Annotated in this window: 19 protein-coding genes; 5 read left to right on the top strand and 14 right to left on the bottom strand. The window is 39.8% G+C overall.

Annotation, left to right across the window (positions count from 1 at the left end; genetic code table 11):
• Positions 1-2 precede the first annotated feature (2 nt).
• Positions 3-878 carry an MBL fold metallo-hydrolase gene (locus FNZ24_RS10045; RefSeq protein ID WP_153914350.1) on the top strand — a complete coding sequence of 292 codons (876 nt, stop codon included), beginning with the start codon at positions 3-5 and terminating at the stop codon, positions 876-878.
• A 59-nt stretch (positions 879-937) separates the two neighbouring features.
• Here the strand turns inward: FNZ24_RS10045 and FNZ24_RS10040 are convergent, their stop codons facing one another.
• The 5 genes from FNZ24_RS10040 to FNZ24_RS10020 form a co-directional block, all read right to left on the bottom strand.
• Complete coding sequence (locus FNZ24_RS10040; protein WP_153914349.1) at positions 938-1,660, bottom strand: phosphotransferase; 723 nt, start codon at positions 1,658-1,660, stop codon at positions 938-940.
• Positions 1,661-2,005: 345 nt separating this feature from the next.
• Positions 2,006-2,179 (bottom strand): Trm112 family protein, encoded by a 174-nt coding sequence (locus FNZ24_RS10035; protein WP_102528526.1) that lies wholly within the window; start codon positions 2,177-2,179, stop codon positions 2,006-2,008.
• Positions 2,166-3,173, bottom strand: coding sequence for a tetraacyldisaccharide 4'-kinase (gene lpxK / locus FNZ24_RS10030; RefSeq protein ID WP_153914348.1), 1,008 nt, complete (start codon positions 3,171-3,173; stop codon positions 2,166-2,168). Before lpxK ends, FNZ24_RS10035 begins: the two co-directional genes overlap by 14 nt.
• Positions 3,174-4,979 (bottom strand): lipid A export permease/ATP-binding protein MsbA, encoded by a 1,806-nt coding sequence (msbA, locus tag FNZ24_RS10025; protein ID WP_153914347.1) that lies wholly within the window; start codon positions 4,977-4,979, stop codon positions 3,174-3,176.
• Positions 4,980-5,019: 40 nt separating this feature from the next.
• Entirely contained in the window at positions 5,020-7,572 is a 2,553-nt protein-coding gene (locus tag FNZ24_RS10020) for a DNA internalization-related competence protein ComEC/Rec2 (protein WP_194945033.1), read from the bottom strand.
• Between the two features lie 64 nt (positions 7,573-7,636).
• Here FNZ24_RS10020 and FNZ24_RS10015 point away from each other — a divergent pair, with 64 nt between their 5' ends.
• The gene (locus tag FNZ24_RS10015) at positions 7,637-8,140 is read left to right on the top strand and encodes a DUF2062 domain-containing protein (protein ID WP_153914345.1); all 504 of its coding nucleotides are present in this window, start codon (positions 7,637-7,639) and stop codon (positions 8,138-8,140) included.
• 366 nt (positions 8,141-8,506) lie between these two features.
• On the opposite strand, the gene FNZ24_RS10010 is transcribed toward FNZ24_RS10015, so the two are convergent.
• From FNZ24_RS10010 to FNZ24_RS10000, 3 genes are all read right to left on the bottom strand, one after another.
• Positions 8,507-8,746 (bottom strand): DUF3624 domain-containing protein, encoded by a 240-nt coding sequence (locus FNZ24_RS10010; RefSeq protein WP_153914344.1) that lies wholly within the window; start codon positions 8,744-8,746, stop codon positions 8,507-8,509.
• A complete protein-coding gene (locus FNZ24_RS10005; RefSeq protein ID WP_153914343.1) occupies positions 8,733-9,299 on the bottom strand; it encodes a GNAT family N-acetyltransferase in 567 nt (188 codons plus the stop codon). The genes FNZ24_RS10010 and FNZ24_RS10005 overlap by 14 nt, the downstream gene beginning before the upstream one ends.
• A gap of 93 nt (positions 9,300-9,392) precedes the next feature.
• On the bottom strand, positions 9,393-10,292 hold the full coding sequence (locus tag FNZ24_RS10000) for a LysR family transcriptional regulator (protein ID WP_153914342.1): 900 nt from the start codon (positions 10,290-10,292) through the stop codon (positions 9,393-9,395).
• 125 nt (positions 10,293-10,417) lie between these two features.
• Between FNZ24_RS10000 and FNZ24_RS09995 the strand changes: the two genes are divergently transcribed.
• Complete coding sequence (locus FNZ24_RS09995) at positions 10,418-11,416, top strand: NADP-dependent oxidoreductase (protein WP_153914341.1); 999 nt, start codon at positions 10,418-10,420, stop codon at positions 11,414-11,416.
• A 172-nt stretch (positions 11,417-11,588) separates the two neighbouring features.
• On the opposite strand, the gene FNZ24_RS09990 is transcribed toward FNZ24_RS09995, so the two are convergent.
• Positions 11,589-12,548, bottom strand: coding sequence for a LysR family transcriptional regulator (locus FNZ24_RS09990; protein WP_153914340.1), 960 nt, complete (start codon positions 12,546-12,548; stop codon positions 11,589-11,591).
• A 141-nt stretch (positions 12,549-12,689) separates the two neighbouring features.
• Here FNZ24_RS09990 and FNZ24_RS09985 point away from each other — a divergent pair, with 141 nt between their 5' ends.
• Positions 12,690-13,499, top strand: a complete 810-nt coding sequence (locus FNZ24_RS09985) for a helix-turn-helix transcriptional regulator (RefSeq protein ID WP_153914339.1) — start codon at positions 12,690-12,692, stop codon at positions 13,497-13,499.
• Between the two features lie 110 nt (positions 13,500-13,609).
• On the opposite strand, the gene FNZ24_RS09980 is transcribed toward FNZ24_RS09985, so the two are convergent.
• On the bottom strand, positions 13,610-14,155 hold the full coding sequence (locus FNZ24_RS09980; RefSeq protein WP_153914361.1) for a DUF924 family protein: 546 nt from the start codon (positions 14,153-14,155) through the stop codon (positions 13,610-13,612).
• Between the two features lie 101 nt (positions 14,156-14,256).
• Here FNZ24_RS09980 and FNZ24_RS09975 point away from each other — a divergent pair, with 101 nt between their 5' ends.
• Positions 14,257-14,688: a hypothetical protein gene (locus FNZ24_RS09975; protein WP_153914338.1), complete on the top strand. Its 432-nt coding sequence runs from the start codon at positions 14,257-14,259 to the stop codon at positions 14,686-14,688.
• 338 nt (positions 14,689-15,026) lie between these two features.
• On the opposite strand, the gene FNZ24_RS09970 is transcribed toward FNZ24_RS09975, so the two are convergent.
• The 4 genes from FNZ24_RS09970 to FNZ24_RS09955 form a co-directional block, all read right to left on the bottom strand.
• A complete protein-coding gene (locus FNZ24_RS09970) occupies positions 15,027-15,335 on the bottom strand; it encodes a hypothetical protein (protein WP_153914337.1) in 309 nt (102 codons plus the stop codon).
• 175 nt (positions 15,336-15,510) lie between these two features.
• Entirely contained in the window at positions 15,511-16,758 is a 1,248-nt protein-coding gene (lolE, locus tag FNZ24_RS09965) for a lipoprotein-releasing ABC transporter permease subunit LolE (RefSeq protein ID WP_153914336.1), read from the bottom strand.
• Positions 16,758-17,489, bottom strand: coding sequence for a lipoprotein-releasing ABC transporter ATP-binding protein LolD (gene lolD, locus FNZ24_RS09960; protein ID WP_153914335.1), 732 nt, complete (start codon positions 17,487-17,489; stop codon positions 16,758-16,760). The genes lolE and lolD overlap by 1 nt, the downstream gene beginning before the upstream one ends.
• On the bottom strand, positions 17,489-18,721 hold the full coding sequence (locus FNZ24_RS09955) for a lipoprotein-releasing ABC transporter permease subunit (protein ID WP_153914334.1): 1,233 nt from the start codon (positions 18,719-18,721) through the stop codon (positions 17,489-17,491). Before FNZ24_RS09955 ends, lolD begins: the two co-directional genes overlap by 1 nt.
• Between the last annotated feature and the right edge of the window lie 102 nt (positions 18,722-18,823).

The raw sequence follows: 18,823 nt of genomic DNA, 5'->3' as shown, positions 1-18,823 counted from the left end.
TAATGACGCTGAAACGTCTCAGTTTATTGACCCTTTCATTGATACAACTATCCTTTTATAGCACCGCTGCACTTGCAGATGATGACCGTTTTAAAGATGTACAAATCACTTCGCAAAAACTCACTGATTCCACATACATGTTCACCGGCTCTGGTGGCAATATCGGCGTCTCAGCTGGCAGTGATGGCATATTAATCATTGATGACCAATTTGCCCCTTTAGCAGATAAAATAAGTGCTTCATTAAATAAAATTCAACCGGGTAATCCTAAGTACGTCATCAATACCCATTATCATGGTGATCATACTGGTGGTAATGCTCACTTCGGTGAACAAGGCATAATTTTTGCCCATCACAATGTATTAAAACGTCTTAGCGCTAAAGAAGGCACACCCAAAGCGGCATTACCTGTAGTCACCTACTCAGAAGATGTCTCAATTCATTTTAATAATGATACTTTGACCTTAAAGCACTTAGGTCCTGGGCATACTGATGGGGACAGTGTCGTATTTTGGAAAAAGGATAATGTCGTGCATATGGGCGATTTATTCTTTAAAGACCGCTTTCCTTATGTTGACTTAAAAGGCGGCGGCTCGGTTCTTGGCTATCGCAATAATGTCGCTAAAGTGCTTATGATCATTGATAACCAAACTCAGGTCATCCCGGGACATGGCGAGCTCGCGAGCAAAGATGATTTAATGAAATTTAAACATATGCTCGACGATTCAATTAATTGGATGAACAAGCAATTAACTAACGGAAGAACGCTTGAGCAAATCCATGCGACAGGTTTACCAGAACAATGGAAAAGTTGGAGTTGGAATTTCATCACTGAGAAAAAGTGGATTGATACTCTTTATCAAGACTTAAAGGCTTAAGCGTTTAAGTTTCAATAAAAAGCTTGTGCTTGTCACAAGCTTTTTTAGTTGCTCAGCAATTAATTATTTCTGAAATGCCATAAAACCCAATAAACAGGCTTTAAGTCTTTACCGCCAATGTTTTTAAAAGGACGTGCACAGTAATACAACCATTGCCATGAAGTGAGAAACTGCTTAGATTTTTGCCAAATCAATTCACCACCAGCCTGTCGATAAGCGGTAATAGCCTTCGAAATCCGCTCGCTGTCTTCACCTAAATATCGATATAAGCTATGAACATAAACCAATAAATCACGGATCTGTAGATCCACCACTGTGCCTTTTTGCTGATTTGCTTCAAAATCAATAAATTTAACTTCACCTGATCGCCAGCTGATATCCCTTAGTGCAGGACGTCCGTGAGCTAATTGCATTTGATGTAAGTGGGCTAATGCTTGGCTTGAGTCATTGAGGATACCTTGCAACTTTGAAGATTCGATATCATCTCTATCTAACCATTCTCGAACCGTTCTACCCGCGTCTTCAACCACTAAATAACCTTCACCGTTCGCCACAACTTTAGGCACAGGTGCTCCTTCGGTATCCAGTTGTTTTAAAACTTGTGTTTCTTTAGTCAACGCTTTAGCAGAATTGGCTTTTAAAAAACGCATTGCACCTTCTAACTGTTCAACTTGTTTTAACCAGTAACGCTTACCATCATATTCAAAGTGACTGATCCTTTGCCCTTGGTTTAATACCAACATTTGAGCGACTTTGTCTTTGAAGGATTGCATTTGAGTCATTGAAATTATCCGATACTGATCTGAATATTCAGTATCCTGATAAAAAGACAATAACTGCAAACTTAAGCAGAATTAATTCTCTAAGTTTTACTTCAGACAAACTTAGTGCAATTACTCTATAAACAGTACCTACATACGAATAACATTAAACGCACAAAATTTAACCAAAGCAATTAAATGTACCTCAGTTAAAGTAGGCACAAAAAAAGCGCCATATAGGCGCTTTTTATCATTTTAATAAACTCGTTTACTAAAAGTCAGCTAAAGGATTTTCGCAAGCTAAAGGCTTCTAACAAGCTAAAGGCTTTAACCGTAAGCTAATGACTTCTCGCAAGCTAAGAATCATTACGACTCTAGTGGTATCGCTCTGTTTTCGAGTAATACAGGAATACCTTCTGTTATTGGGTAAGCTAATTTATCAGCTTTACAGATAAGTTGATCTGCTTCTTTATCAAATTCCAACTTACCTTTACATACAGGGCAAGCCACAATCTCAAGTAATTTTTTATCGAACGCCATGGAGGTTTCCTTGTTTAACTTTGATGACTTCTTTTAGTCTGTTCAAAAATGCTAGATCAAAACTTTCATTAAGCTTCGCATTTACTGGCAAATACCACCAGTTTTGTTGTGCAAAATCGCGACATTTAACCGCATCTTTTTCAGTCATAATCAATGGACTTTGAAGAGATAGCTGCTTTAACTCCTCTTCATCAAAGGTTTGATGGTCTTCAAATGCTTTAGTTTGTGTAATTGAATAACCCAAAGTCTGCAGACTATCAAAAAACCGTTGGGGATTACCAATGCCAGCCATCGCCACAGCATCTTGATGCAGCCATCCATCATTATTTGACGGCTTTACTGATTTAAGCGTACTAGGCTCTAGACTCATACTAACTTCATTAGCTTGAGACTCTCCGCCATTATTTATCACCCAATCGATACTGTTTAATCGCCATAGCCCTTCTCTAAGTGGTCCTGCTGGGATTAAACATTCATTACCATAACGGCGTTGCCCATCAACAATGGCAAGCTCTATATCTCTTGCTAAAGCATAATGCTGTAAGCCATCATCACTAATGATCACATCAACATCAAATTCAGATAATAATGACTTAGCAGCATCGATACGTTTCGCGCCAACAACCATAGGAACTTGAGTACGAGCAACAATCATAGCTGGCTCATCACCTACTTCAGTCGCTTTATCAGTAGGCCTTACCGCTTTAACGCCATCAATATTAACACCGTAACCACGGCTAATGACCCCAGGCTTGTAACCTTGTTGGCGCAATAAATTAATCAAATAAATCACCGTGGGCGTTTTACCACTTCCGCCAGCGGTAATATTACCTACGATAATGACTGGAACAGGGAGAGTTTCTGCAGTGCTTAAACCTAGTTTATAACCTAGACGTCTAAGAAAAGACACTAAAGCAAACAACCAGCTTAATGGCATTAATAACCATTTAGCTGGATGCCCTTGGTACCAGATTTTATTCACTAACGATTGCATTTAATTACCAAATTGCATTTGGTACAGGTTGGAATAAATGCCTTCTTTGGCGATAAGATCTGTGTGAGTTCCACGCTCAACGACCGAGCCTTGATCTATCACTAAGATTTCATCAGCAGATTCAATAGTTGAAAGGCGGTGAGCAATCACGATTGAAGTACGGTTATGGCGTAAATTGTCTAAACCATGTTGAATGGCTTTTTCTGATTCAGTGTCTAAGGCAGACGTTGCTTCATCTAAAATCAACACAGGAGCATCACGTAACATCGCTCTTGCTATCGCAATTCGTTGACGCTGACCACCAGAAAGTAAAACACCATTCTCGCCCACTTCGGTATCTAAACCTTCAGGTAAGGTTTCAATAAACTCCATGGCATAAGCAAGCTCAGCTGCTTTGACAATTTGTTCACGGGTTACCTCACCTGGATATGCGTAAGCAATATTATTGGCAATGGTGTCATTGAATAAGGTCACTTGTTGAGAGACTAGTGCCACTTGATTACGTAAAGAGGTTAATTTGTAATCATAAATACTAACATCATCAAGAGTAATATCCCCTTCAGATACCCCAGTATAAAAACGTGTCATTAAGCTGGCAATCGTCGACTTACCCGAGCCACTGCGACCTACCAATGCAATAGTTTTACCTTGCTTAACTTCAAAATCGATATTGGTTAATGCTGGTTTTTCGGTATCAGGATAGCTGAACGTCACGTTATTAAACTTCAAATTACCTTTAACGCGCTTGGTTTCAAATTCACCGGTATCAGATTCAGGCGCGGTATCTAATAACTCGAACACTGTGGTACAAGCTGCAATACCACGCTGAAACTCAGCGTTAACTCGGGTTAAGTTTTTAATTGGCTGAAGCATCGCCATCATGGCACCTAAAATAGCCGCAAAAGTACCTGCTGTGATGTCTTCTTTAAGACCAGGAAAAGTCGCTGCATATAACACAAAGGCCAGAGCAAAAGAGCCAATAATCATAATGACTGGTTGGCTAATAGCTTGAGCCACAGCAAGTTTCATATTCTGATGACGGTTAGAGTCATTCACTTTAAAGAATCGATTAACTTCGGTCTTTTGACCACCAAAAGCCAACACATTTTTATGGCCTTTAATCATCTGCTCTGTAGTTGCTGTTACGCCGCCCATTGCAGATTGAATTTGCTTAGAGACTTTACGAAAACGCTTACTCACAACACTAATAACAATGCCCATCAATGGACCAATCACTAAAATACACAGTGATAATTTCCATGAATAAAAGAACATAATGGCTAGCATAGCAATAACAGTGATTGAGTCACGGACGATAGAAATTAGCGCGCTGCCTGATGCACGTGCAATTTGCTCAGTATCAAAGGTCACACGAGAAATTAAGTTACCGCTATTTTCACGGTCAATATAACTCACAGGTAAACGTAAATAATGCTCAAATACCTGTTGGCGCATATCCATGATTAACTTTGCACTCATATACGAAACACAATAAGTGGATACAAAGTTGGCAATACCACGCAAAGTAAACATGCCAATCACCACTAATGGTGCCATCAACATAATATCTTTATTGGCATTAAAGCCACCGTGGGTAGGAACATCGACTTCAACGCCTCCTACAACAGCAGGCGCTTGGCCGAAGCCTTCATCAATAAAAGGCTTAATGAATGCAATAAAAGCAGCATCAACTAGGCCATAAGTCAGTAGGCCTGCGATAGCTAACAGGAACATCCCTTTCATAGGGACCAGATAAGTAAGAAGGCGTCTAAATACGCTCGACATTTCGTTATTAGTTGTTGTCATTGATTACATTAACACTTGAATAGCAAACAAAGGCCATATTCTACTCTGCTTTAACTTTCTCACCAAATCTAAACAGCTTGTTATACCAAAATGGCGCAATATCTGTACGATATTGACGAATAACATAATTTGATGGTTTAAAATCTATACTAATTTGACCAGACCGTCCGCTTACAAGTGTTTCTATTCCTCTTATTTTGTATCGATTAACGACATCATCTTTAGGGAATCCATATTGATTGGCAAATCCTGCTGTAAAGATAACTTGCTTTGGTGACACTTCATCAATAAATGCAGCTGTAGATGAAGTACGACTGCCGTGATGTGGTGCCAGTAATATATCAGCCTTGGTTAAGCTGTTATTTTCGATAAAATACTGCTCAGATTGCTTCTCAATATCTCCAGCCAATAACAGCTGATGTTTATCATCACTAATATAAGCAATACAGGAACGATTATTATCGTTTTCAGCTTTGGAGTTAACAGCTAGATCCACCTTTAGTCCCTGCCAAATAAATTGCCGTTTACTACACGGGTTTACAATAGGCTCTTTTACCTTGCTTAGATTAAAGTGATGCTCATGCGTATCGCTAATGAGCGTGCTATTAGGATATTGAGCGAGTAATGTGCTTAGTCCACCAGCATGATCATTATCGTCATGGCTAATAATAATATAATCAAGCTGGCTTACGCCTTTAGCTTTTAAGGTGGGAATAATCACCCGCTCTGCATAACTGAAATTTTCGCCGTATGCAGCGCCAGTATCATAAAGTATTCCCCTATTCCCTTGTTGGATCAAAACAGCAGTGCCCTGACCAACATCTAAAATATGGGCTTGCCAGTTTGTAGGAAGGTCATTGTTTTCTTCATTTATTAAGTTGTTAGTGAGATACATAAAAAATGGCAAACACAGTAACCCAGCACATAACCGCCACTGGATATTGCCCGTCCATTTCAATAGAAACAGCCCAAAAACAAACATCATTAAACAGATAATTAATCGATCAGGTAAATAAATTAACGCCACTGGCCAATGGTTGCTTTGGCTGATAAGTAGCTGAAAACCTTCAAGTGTAAAATTTGCCACCGTCATTAACTGAGTGCCAATACCAACCATTATTTCATCAGACAATGGCAACAACATCATCAGTAAAATTAATACCAATGCAATGATGCTTAAGGGGATAACCAAAATGCTAAACCATGGCACCATGAGCAAATTAACCCATATACTATTAATCGATACTGTACCGAACAAAACGGCTTGAATTAACCCAAGTCCAACAGCGAGTCGCCATTGAATTGACCAAAACCGCTGAAAATAAATCACTAACTGCCAAAAATAATTTCGAGACTTCATTTTGAACAAATGAATATATGACCAATTATTTGCTAATGATGGGTCAACTTGATGGATACTTTTTTCGTTATCTTGAGTTTGGTTATCATGAGTATCGATATCTTGAGTATCGATACCTTTAGCAGCATTAACTTCATCGTTGTTAACTTCATCATTGTTAAATTCAGTGTCGTTAGTTCCAGCGTCGTTAGCTCCTGTGTCGTTAAATTCGATCACTTCATTTATGCTTCTGGAATTAGCTTCTGAATATTCAAGTGTAAACAGTATGATGACCAGTGCACTAAACGATAGCCAAAACCCTGCACTTAAACTTGCGAATGGATCAATGATTAAAACGGCAAATAACGCCCACATAAGCCGCTGCCAGGGTGATGAGTATTGATTCACCATAGTGAGTACCACCAGCATAAGTAACATTACGAATGCTCGCTGAGTCGAAATAGCAAACCCAGCTAAGTAGCCATACCCAGCTGTCATTAACACAGCAAAAACCATGGCCATCAATACATTTCGTCTACTTTCTGTAGGTAAAATGCGTTGCAAACCAAAGCGAGATAAAAACCAAAACAAGCCAAATACCACTGATAAGTGCAAACCTGATATTGCCACTAAATGTCCAGTACCCGTTTGCCTTAATTGCTGCCATTGCTGTGGCGTTAATGCTGACTTGTCACCGAATAAAAGCGCTCTTAACACAGATCCATTAGATAAGCTGTGTAATATTGGCGTCATCTTATCAATGATTATTTGTCGTATTGGCGCTTCATAATGAAGAAGCTTTGCTTGCTTGACTCTACCTTTAGCGACAATATGACGACTTAATAAGTATTTTTGTTGATTAAAACCACCTTGATTCAATGGGCTTGTTATGGGTTTCATGCGGGCTGTAAATAACCATACTTGACCGACTTTAACCTCGGGCGGATGTTGCCAAGTGAGTCTATAGTTAGATTGGTAGAATGCTTTATGTTCAGAAATCAACCGAATGTCGAAACTTATCCAGTCGCTGTTTGTGCTAACTAGTGATACTATCTCTGCCTTGAATTGTTTTTGAACAGGAATTTCAGATTCGTGTGATGAAAATAGTGAATTAAAACAAAAAGAAACTAATAAAACTCCACTAAGTGTCCCACTGATGAATGGCCATTTTTTGAAGGTGGATAAAACGACAATCAGAATGATAGACGCCATCCATATAGGAAGTAAGCTTGGCAATATATTGCTAAAAAGCATACTGGCGCAAAAACCATAAATGAATCGATTTATCATTGATTAATTAAAGACAGTAATCGCGTATATGCCAAAAAAATTATTACAAAAATTTATGCCGAAGCCTGAAACCTTGCGTAATCACAAGTATTTACGTGTTTTCGGTAATTTATTAGATAAGCCCAACTTGTGGAGTTTAAATCGTAAGTCAGCTCCAGGTTCATTTGCGGTAGGTCTATTTGTTGCTTGGCTTCCAGTCCCATTTCAAATGGTCATTGCTGCTGGCATGGCGATATTTTTTAACGTCAATATTCCTTTGGCGGTTGCACTTGTATGGTTAACAAACCCAATCACAATGCCGTTTATGTTTTACGCCGCTTACCTGTTAGGCGCTAAAATATTAGGTATGGACACCACTGACTTTGCGTTTGAAGCCAATTGGCAGTGGATAGAAAGCTCAATTGGAACCATTGGTCCACCTTTTCTATTAGGGTGTGTAGCACTAGGACTTATTTTTGCTTTTATTAGCTTCTTTGTGATTAAAAGCCTGTGGAAGTACTCAGTACTCTTTAAATGGAAAAACAGAAGTTAACCCATTAGCAGCATCAAACAAGTCAAAATAAAAAGTCAGCTTGTTCGCTGACTTTTTATTGATATCCTATTAGCCGTTTTTTATATAAAACCCTAGGGCCTGTTGATCTTTGCAGGTTAAGTTTTGTTCGAAATAAAAGCATTTTAATCGAGGCGGATGAATTGATGCCTAGTCATCTAAGCAAAGTTCATTCAACAAAGAGTAAAACGCTTTTAGTCGAACCCTTCGGGCAGCGTTTGTTGGTCATTTTTACTGCGTTATCGACTTTTTATGTAGAATAACTACACCACAAAGTCTCTGCCTTGTACAAATGACCAACAATTCGCTGCAAAAGCAACCTCGAAAGATCAACAGGCCCTAACCTATTCATTCTAAGTGATTAAGCTTTCGATACCCCAATACCAGCAAGTGAATGCTTAATAAACCAGTAAAAGCGCCACAAAAGAACATCATTGCAATAGATTCAACGGATGAAATATCGTCGCTAAACAAATACCACCAAAGTGGCCACCCCAACAACGATAAAACCGTTAATTGCCACATACAAGTCTTACAACGGCCAATTTTTTGTTTAAAAATAGAATCCTGACAATCATCGCAAGACATTGACGCCTTCCTTTGATTTAGTCATGTATTCACTATTAAGCATGGCAAAAAAACATTCATCGCCCCAGCGGCCTTTAAAAAAGATGTTTTGCAAATAATGGCCTTCTTTTCTAAATCCTAACTTTAGCAATAAGGCCATTGAAGCAAGGTTTTCAGCATCTGTAGTGGCAACGATTCGATGTTTATTTAACGAATTAAACAAGTACTCGATCACTGCTGATACCGCTTCATACGCAATCCCTTGTTGTTGGTAATCTTGAGCAATCGTGAAACCGATTTCTATTTGCTGCTTATCAATAAAATGCAATGCAATATCGCCCATGAGCTGATTAGTTTGATTATCTGCAATCGCCAATTGAAACCATAAACCAGATTCACCGAATTGTTGATAATCCATTTGCTCAAACATGGCTTGAGCTTGCTCAAGGCTATAATCAGTCCAACTTTGGTATTGCGCAATCTGAGGATCAGCTCTGTATTTCGTAAATGCCGCTAAATCGCCCGCTTCAAACGCTCGAATGCTAAGACGTTGCGTTTTTATTTGAATATCCATGTTTACCTCAAAACGTTGCAAATTATATTCAGGTTCATTGTGTTTTCTCAATAAAGCTCGTACTGCTCAATGCTTGAATAAAAAGCTCATAAATTATTGTTTCATTCTAGCCACCAAGAAATCCACTGCCGCTTTGACTTTCGGAACATGATAGCGCTGTTTTTGATATATAAGATAAACCCCAAAATCAGCACTTTGAGTTGCTGATAATGGTGGTTCAAAATTTAACTCTAATAACTCGCCTCTTTCTAAAAAAGGACTAAGCACCCAACGAGGCATCATCACAATACCATCATGGTTTTTGGCTTTTTCTATTAGCCACTCCCCTACGTTACTGATTGCAGCTGCGGGAGCAGAAACATCCTGCCATTGGCCATCAATATAACTAAGCCAAGATACTCTGCCATTGGGCGAGCGGTAATATAGACCTTTATGGTTTGATAACTGGTTAGGATGACTTGGCCGGCCCATTTTTTGTAAATATTGCTCGGTTGCAGCTGGAATAAACTGATTGTCCATCAGGCGTATAGCCATCACTCTATCATTGGGAGCATAACCCCCTCTTATAGCAATATCGACATCATCACGGCCCACAGAAGACAATTCATCGCTTAACTCAATATCAAGGATCACCTTAGGATATAACTGCGAAAACTCTTCCATCAGTGGAATTAACACTTCTCGACCAATCCCCACCATTGCACTTATTCGCAGCTTTCCCATTGGTTCGGTCTGATAAGTTCTCACTGCCTCATTACTTTGCTCTAGCTGGTTCAGCAACACCGAGACTTGCTTATAATATTCAGCGCCAATCTCAGTTAAGTTCACCGCCCTTGTTGAGCGTTTTAATAAGGTTGCCCCAAGGCTTTTTTCTAAATCAGCCACACGCCTTGAAAGTGAAGAAGCGGGAACCGAAAAAACCTTAGCAGCTTGAGTGAAACTACCAAGCTCCACCACTTTCACAAAGTATTTAAGCGCTCTTAATTGATCCATACCCCAACCATTATTGTCTTAAAAGCAATAAAGAATCGCTTTTTAACCACTATATCTTATAAAAAAGAAAAGGAATAATAACTTCATTAACTTTTAAAACCGTTTCCATTTAATAAGGATTTTCAATGAGCACCTTTACCGCCATTAAACTTGTCAAGCGTCCACAAGGTGGCCCAATCACATCAGACATTTTTGAAGTGGTTCAAAAGCCAATGCCTACCGTTAAACCTGGTGAGTTACTGGTTAAGCAAAACTACATGTCACTAGACCCTGCTATGTTTGGTTGGATGCAGCCGGATACTGATAGCTATATTCCACCGGTTAATTTAGGCGATGTGATGCGAAGTAGTGGTGTTGGTGAGGTCGTTGAAAGTAATCATCCTGATTTTAAAGCTGGCGATCGCGTGATGGGTATGATGGGTTGGCAAGAATACTTTGTCAGTGAAGGTAAAGGTTTAAACAAAATCGATGCACCGCTCCCTGATGAAGCCATTTTATCTGTTTTCGCATTACCAGGACTTACAGCCACTCAAGGTTTATTCAATGTCGGTAAACCCAAAGCTGGCGAAACAATCATTGTCACCGGCGCAGCGGGCTCTGTTGGTTCTATTGTGGGGCAATTAGCTAAAGCTGATGGCTTACATGTGATTGGCGTGGTAGGCAGTGATGAAAAAGCAGACTGGATTGTCAACGAGCTTGGTTTTGATTCTGCGATAAATTATAAAACAGCAGATCTCGCTGCTGAATTAGATAAGTTAGCCCCGCAAGGAATTGACTTATTTTTTGAAAATACCGCTGGTCCAATTCAAAGCTTAATTATCGACAGAATGAATCCACATGGGCGCGTCATGGTATGCGGCTTAATTGCTGATTACAGCAAACAAACACCTGCACCAGGACCAAGTTGGATGAATATCCTAAAACGACGCATTACAGTGCAAGGGTTTACTATGCCAGATCATTATGGCGAAGTACCAAGCCTACTAGAGAAGTTAACCCCTTATGTGCTACAAGGTAAAATCAAACATCGTGCACACGTATTAGAAGGGCTTGAGTCATCAATTGAAGGACTAAATTTTTTCTTTAGTGGTGGTAACAAAGGTAAGCTGATGGTGAAGCTCTAATTCAATGAAGTCGTCTCTCCTTCGACATTGATTTTATTGATATTTAATCAGTTCAAAAAACTGCTTATTAGCGTTGCATTCCCCCAAATGTAGCGCTTTTTTATGTGCTATGTGCTATGTGCTATGTGCTATGTGCTCAGCAGCTTTATCCATGTCACAGCACTTAGCTGACTTAATAACGGTTTTGGTTGGGGATAATCTCAACCCCAGCTAAAAGCTCGTCTAGAAGATTGCGAACCACACGCTCAGCATCAGAGTAAATAGGATGCTGATGGTTTGCTTGCAAGTAATAAATGGCATAACTCAAGGACGTCGGTAACAGCTTATTCAATCGCTGTGGCGCTTGATAACAATAATATTCTTCATAATAATGGCTAGACAACTCATCGACTAAGATAACACTATTGTCATTCAGTAAATGATTCGCCAATATCGACTGTGACTCAGACCGATATTTAAATCTAAACCCTTCCATTAAATCCGTGTTTTCTAGAATTGCCTGAATGCGATTAATCCCACTGAGTATGACACCAGCAAAAACGTGGTCTTTAAAGCCACTATTTTCCATGCCCTCTTCAATCCATTTATTTTCAGTTCTGCTAACAAAAATAGGCTTTGATTCTCTGATAGGAATTTGTCTAATTTCTTTTGGGGCATTTAATGGAAACAGGTTAAAACCAATATGAACATCACCATTAATAATTTGATCAAGGGTATGGTCGTTCCAATGAATAAACGAAATTCTCGCTTTTGGCAAAATCTTTGAGCTGACCTCAACGAGTGGTTTTGAAATGATATCAATCAGTGGACTGGAAATGGCAAATGTGATCTCGCCGTCAAAATCGGCCTGATTAAAAAACTCATCAGGATATAGCTTTTTTTCCAATGACATCAGCTCAGCAGCTAAACCATCACCGATTGTTGTTGCTCTAACTGTAGGTACTAAATGACCTTGGCCCTTGATGAATAAAGGATCGCCAGTAGCTTCGCGTAACTTAGATAATATCTGGCTTACAGCAGACTGAGAGATCCCTAATTTTGCCGCCGCACCTGTGGTACTGCGTGTAATATACAGTTCATTAAATACACGTAGGTAGTTGAGGTTTATTTGATCAGAATACTTTACGTACATGCGTTAACCCTTGATAAATTCGCCCTAATATTAGCATAGCTTATAGTTATTATAAGTAGCCTATGTCACAGATGTTAACTAGGATTTGCACCGTTTAAATAGCAACGACATTTAGCTCACATATGTATCAAGGGGAAGCGCGTGGCAAATCAGTTCACTGAGACCGAATTTAACAAAGAAAGTTTTTCAACTGTGTTAAGACAATACCGAAAGTCGTATCGTCTATCTCAACAAACCTTAGCTGATGATTTAGCTAATAATCACAGCCTGTTTAAAAACATCAACCAGTCAATGGTGAGTCTTTGGGAAAAAGGCACTATTCTTCCGTCTTTAAATCGAAGAGTAGGTTTAGCGAACTTTTTTAATCAGTGCTACCAATACGACGAACATGAATTAAAAGTTATCAGAAAAGCCCGTAAAAATCGTACTCATGATGGCCAAATGCCAAACATTTACAATTACAGCATTAATCAAATTAAAGAGTTTTGGTTTGACGAGATGACTGAAGATGACAAAGAGTCGATATACCAAGCGCACAAAGTACAAAGCGGTTACGACTTTAATGAGACTCTTAAGCATATTGAATGTAAACGTTTAAAGGTTGTATGTTTTTACTACAACAATTCAATCATCGGACACCTTGCTTTTTGTGTTGCACAAAACGGTTACCTGAAACTGGCGAGTGTCGTGGCGATTGATAAAACTATTCGTATGAATATTTTCAAATTCATTCAAACGTTATCATCAAATCTTGTACTGATTTTACCAAGCTTCATTAACTATTATAGCCATTTGTTTAATGACATTTACCTTGAACAAGTGCCAACTAGCGGCCCAATCACCTTGCATAGCGCTACGAGTGAGAGCCTGTTTAATAATCCTTTTATTAAACACGTACTCAACGGTAACGATGACTTGGTATTACTTCGCTATGAGCAAAATACTGACTAACGTCACTTATTGAGTAAAGTCACTCATGATGTGACGTAAGATTAACGCCTATCAAGCTATTGATAGGCGTTTTTGTTTTTAATCTTAGACGTTTGCACACTAATTCACGCTTAAAACGATGAGCCAGGTTGAGTGAGAAAGGTCATTTCAGTAGCAGTAGACTCTCTAGCTAAAATATTGTTTCGATGAGGGTAGCGGCCAAATTGCTTGATGATGTCAAAATGCTTAATTTCAAACTGATAGTTTGACTCCAAGCCATCTTGATTAAATAACACTAATGCCTGCTGATGGATAGCCATAGACTCGCTATGCATGTAAGGCATGTATAAAAAGCTGCGCTCAGTGACTGTTAACAGCTTATCTTGCCCCTGCGCTACGGCTTCTTGGGCTAATACCAATGCAAGTGCGTCTGATGCGAACGCTTTTGCAGTGTCTCGGAACATATTTCTGGAAAACTGATCCAATATAATAATTTCTGCCAACCTGCCTTGAGGATGCTTTCGCCACTCATACAGTTCACCAGCCATAGCTTGACTGTGCAGCGAGGTAAATTTAGACATGATAACTCGATCGAACTCAGTGTCTTTTTTAAACCACATTGCCTTGTCTATTTCATCAAACCAAAATGAAATCACTTGCTGAAAATCTGTCATCATTAATGCCTTAAATATTCCGTTGTGTTCCATTTCAGTAACCATACAATTGTATGCTAGATTTAACTTAATGGTTAATAAAGATAAACAAGAGTAAGGTTAGTATGACTGGCGCTCCTCAAGTTCCAACAAATGACGCCATTAGGCAAGATCCACTCATTGAAAAAATGCTCAAACGCTCACCATCCGATGTTGCATCAAGTTTTACTGATGAACAACTCCATGCCATAAAGATGTCACTAGGTCCTAATACTTGGGGAGGACACTTCGTAGATAAACGGGGGACATTCAAATTTCCTTTCATTAAGTTGCGTTTTTATTATGTGTTTTTATTAGGTAAAAACAAACGCGCCTATACTCGTCGAGAAAAGAACCTATCTATGCTGATGATGTTTGCTAGTGTCAGTGGCTTTATCATTGTTAGTATGCTATTTGGACTGCTAATGTTGTACCTTTTAAAATCGGCACTGGGTATCGACTTATTTCCTGATACGTCTTTAGGGATTTGGGACAGTGTTAAAAGTTACTTTGACTAAGGTGAGTGGTTAGATCTAACAAGGGAATTGGACTCCATGAGCTGAAATCGAGAGGCATTTAACGAGCCAGTAGAATTTCTATTTCAGTAAACCAGCTTCAGAATCGTTAAAATTAAGCCTCTAATGGTGTTGATACGTGAAATCAAAGGGAATATTCCACTAGAAAGTGAGTTGTACGGACGCTGTAAACAAAGAAATCATCTACATTTTACCACTATAGATTAATTCTATATCCTCAACGCCCTAATAATGGGCAAAAAATTGTTTGCTAAAATGTTGAGGAACGAAAACAGCAAGCTGTTTTTTGTCCTTATTTATTAGCTTGTTATATGGCAAAGCTACCAAAATCGCCACCATGGTTTTTTATTAGGAAAGTTAAGAAGTTTAGCGTTGTCGTAGCAGATGCCACATAGAATTTTGATGTTTGCAAATTTCTCAGCTTCTCCTTCCCATTCTCCAGTCTTATTTACTAAGTCTTCACACTCTGAACACCACGCATCTGGTCTAGGATTTTCTGGTTGCTCAATTGACCACCAAAAACCTCTAGGCTTGTCATCTTTCAAGCTTTCAACGATGTGCTGGCAAACAAAAGTTTCTTGCTGCTTTCCATGTTGGCAACATTCAACATACTCGATTTCATCAGCCATACTTTAGTGCCATGTAACAGCTTATTATAGGGCTCGCCTGATAAAGCCGAGCGTTTAAGTTATTGATTAATTACACCAAGCACTTGCTATCTTATTGATAAAGACAACAAACTCAACTTACAGAATCAAACAAACCTTGCTTGCTCTGGAAAACTAGCGGCGTAGAAATAAGCCCTTAACGACCTGCCAGTGCTGATGCTGGAGCAATTTTAGTGGCTTTATAAGCTGGGTAAATTGTCGCAAGTAAGCTCATGATGAGTCCCATTGAGACCACTAGAATTACATCTTGTTGTTGTAATTCAGACGGTAAAAAATCGATAAAATAAATATCTGAAGCTAATAGCTGGATCCCGAAGGTTTGTTCAACAAAACTGGCTGTTGCGCTTAAGTTGGTTGCCAGCAGCACACCAATACCAGCGCCGATGGTACAACCTAACAATCCGTTCAAACCACCCTGCATGATAAAAATCGCCATAACAGCGCCACGTTTTAAGCCCATGGTCATTAAAATCGCTATTTCAGCGCTTTTGTCTCTTACTGCCATCACTAAGGTAGACACGATATTAAAACACGCCACAGCGATAACAAGAGCTAGCACAAGGTACATTACCATTCTAACAAGCTGAATATCTTGATATAAATGTCCTTGAGAGCGAGTCCAATTATTTAAATGCAAATACTGACTTTGCGCATAACCTAGATCGCGAGTAATTCTTGGCGCACTGAATACATTGTTAACGGTAATTCTAAGGCCCGTTGCTGAACCTTGGGGAATTTTTAATACGTCAGCAAGGTATGACATCGAAACATAAGCCTGAGTCGATTCAATCTCGCCGCCTAAATCGTAAACGCCTGCGACAATAAAACGGTGACTTTTAGCTGCTGACAATTTATTAGATTGGCTCATGTCCGGCGTATACATAGATAATGTATCGCCTTCTTTCAACCCTAGCTTATCAAGTAAGCTTCGTCCTAATACGATGTTATTTACAGGTTCTGCTAACGCATTCCAAGCCTTGGCAGGCATAAATTCAGCCAAGGTTGAAACCTGTCGCTCAAAGTCAGGCTCGATACCGTTAAGCTCAATACCTTGAAAACCACCCGGCTTTTGCACGAGTCCTTGCATTCGAATAAAGGGCGCTGTGGCGACGATTTCGGGCATGTTTTTAGCTGTTTCTGCAATAGACTGCCAATCATGTAATGGCTCATTCACACTGAGCAATTCACCATGGGAAACGACCCCTAGCAAACGCTGTTCAAGCTCGCGCTCAAAACCGTTCATGGCGGATAACACTAAAATAAGGACAGCAACCCCAAGGGCAATACCCGCGGTAGAGGCAAATGAAATAAACCCAATGAATCCATTAGATTGCCTTGCTCGATAAAAACGCCAGCCTATTGTCAGTGGCAATAATGATTTCATTAGCTATTTTCCACTGCAATCGATTCAGACGAAGACTCATTTGATAAAGTTTGTAGCACTCCATCTTTCATTGTCAGTTGCCTATCCATTTTTGCGGCTAACTTGTAATCATGGGTTACCACAACAAATGCTGTCCCTAACTGTTGAGCCAACTCTCGGATCAGTTGATAAACACTGTCGCCGCTGTTGGCATCTAAGTTACCCGTCGGCTCATCAGCAAGGACAAGTTTAGGTTTATTAATTAGCGCTCTAGCAATCGCGACACGTTGACGTTCACCACCAGAAAGTTGCGCGGGAATATGTTGCAGGCGATGACCTAGCCCGACTCTTTCGAGTAATTCAGTCGCCTCTTTCAGGGTTTGCTTTTTATCTCGGCCTTGAATAAATGCTGGCATCGCCACATTTTCAAGTGCTGAAAACTCAGGTAACAAGTGATGAAATTGATAAATAAACCCTAAATCTTGATTACGAATTTCAGCCTGACGAGTAGCAGTTAATTGGTACAGGTTTTCCCCATCCAGTAACACTTGACCAGAAGTTGGAATATCTAACGTTCCCATTATATGTAGCAAGGTACTCTTGCCAGAACCTGAACTCCCCACAATGGCCAACTGCTCACCTTTGAATACATTCAAGTCAACATTTGCCAGAACTTTAGTGGTGGTTTCGCCATCGTGAAACTGTTTACTTACATTGCTAACTTGCAATATCACAGGACGTTCATTATTCATTATTCATATCTCAATGCGGTTGCAGGCTGAACTCGAGCAGCGGTTAATGCAGGGTAAATAGTGGCAATTAAGGTCATTGCCAGTGTGCCCACAACGATAATAGCAATCTGGGTGACGGATATTGCAACTGGTAACATTTGACCCGCACCAAGGACAGAAATGCCCAAGACACCCAAAATAAGGTTCAAGTTTAGGGTGATGGTGACTCCAGCCAATGCTCCCAACGCTAAACCAATAATGGCGTTAAGGGAGCCTTGAACGATGAAAATGTTCATCACAGCCTGAGTGGTTAACCCTTGGGTTTTTAGCACTGCCACATCGGTGGTTTTATCAATTACCATCATGACCAAGGCCGACACAATATTAAATGCAGCTACCGCAACAATTAGCGATAACATCAGCGACATCATGTTTTTTTCCATTTTCACCGCAGCAAATAAATGACCGAAATCATCGCGCCAATCTCTTGTGGTGATATCAATGTCCTGCTGATTAAGCTGAGCTTTTATGGTTTCACCCATTTGCGGTGCAGAAAAAGGATCGGCTAGATACACTCTAAGCTCGTTAATCTCACTTGGCTTTAAGCGCATTAACCGTCTGGCATCTTGATAATGGATATAAGCTAACGCTGAATCGACTTGCGAGCCCATTTCAAATACGCCAGCAACAGTAAATTTACGCTGACTTGGCACAGGACCGAGGGGCGAATACACCACACCGTCACCACTAAGTAGTCTGACTCTGTCGCCAATATTGATGGATAACTTTCTCGCTAATTCACTGCCAAGTACAATATTGTAACTACCCGGTGTCAGCTGCTCAAACGCACTGGAATAGGTATTAGCGATAATGGCCGACAAGTTTTGTTCATATTCAGGGAATACGCCATAAACTTGCACAGCACTGATATTTTGACTGGATTGCACCATGGCTTGAGTTGTTACAGTAGGCGCTAGCCCATGTACTTGAGATTGAGCAGTTAATGACTGGGTCTGTTGTTGCCAGTCACTAAAACCTGCTTCATTCACTAAGGTCAATTGTGGAACAGCGCCTAAAATACGGTCTTTAAGCTGGCCTTCTAAGCCATTCATCACTGAGCTGACGATGATCAATGCAGCAACGCCTAGAAAAATGCCAGAAACAGCGAAAAAAGTAATGAAAGATGCAAAAGCATTGGCCTTTCTTGTGCGCCAATAGCGGTAACCAATAAATAATGAAAACCGAAAGTTCATAAAGAAAAATGCATCCCTGGTGTAATTTGAATTAAAAAGTCGTTTATTAGAATAAAAAACAGCCATTTAATTAAGCAAGCGGGCTAAAACTTGCTAAATGAT

Source organism: Shewanella sp. TC10 (assembly GCF_009663145.1).
Lineage (GTDB): Bacteria > Pseudomonadota > Gammaproteobacteria > Enterobacterales > Shewanellaceae > Shewanella.
The sequence above is the reverse complement of the archived record's forward strand: the minus strand, read 5'-3'. Positions and strand labels throughout refer to the sequence as shown.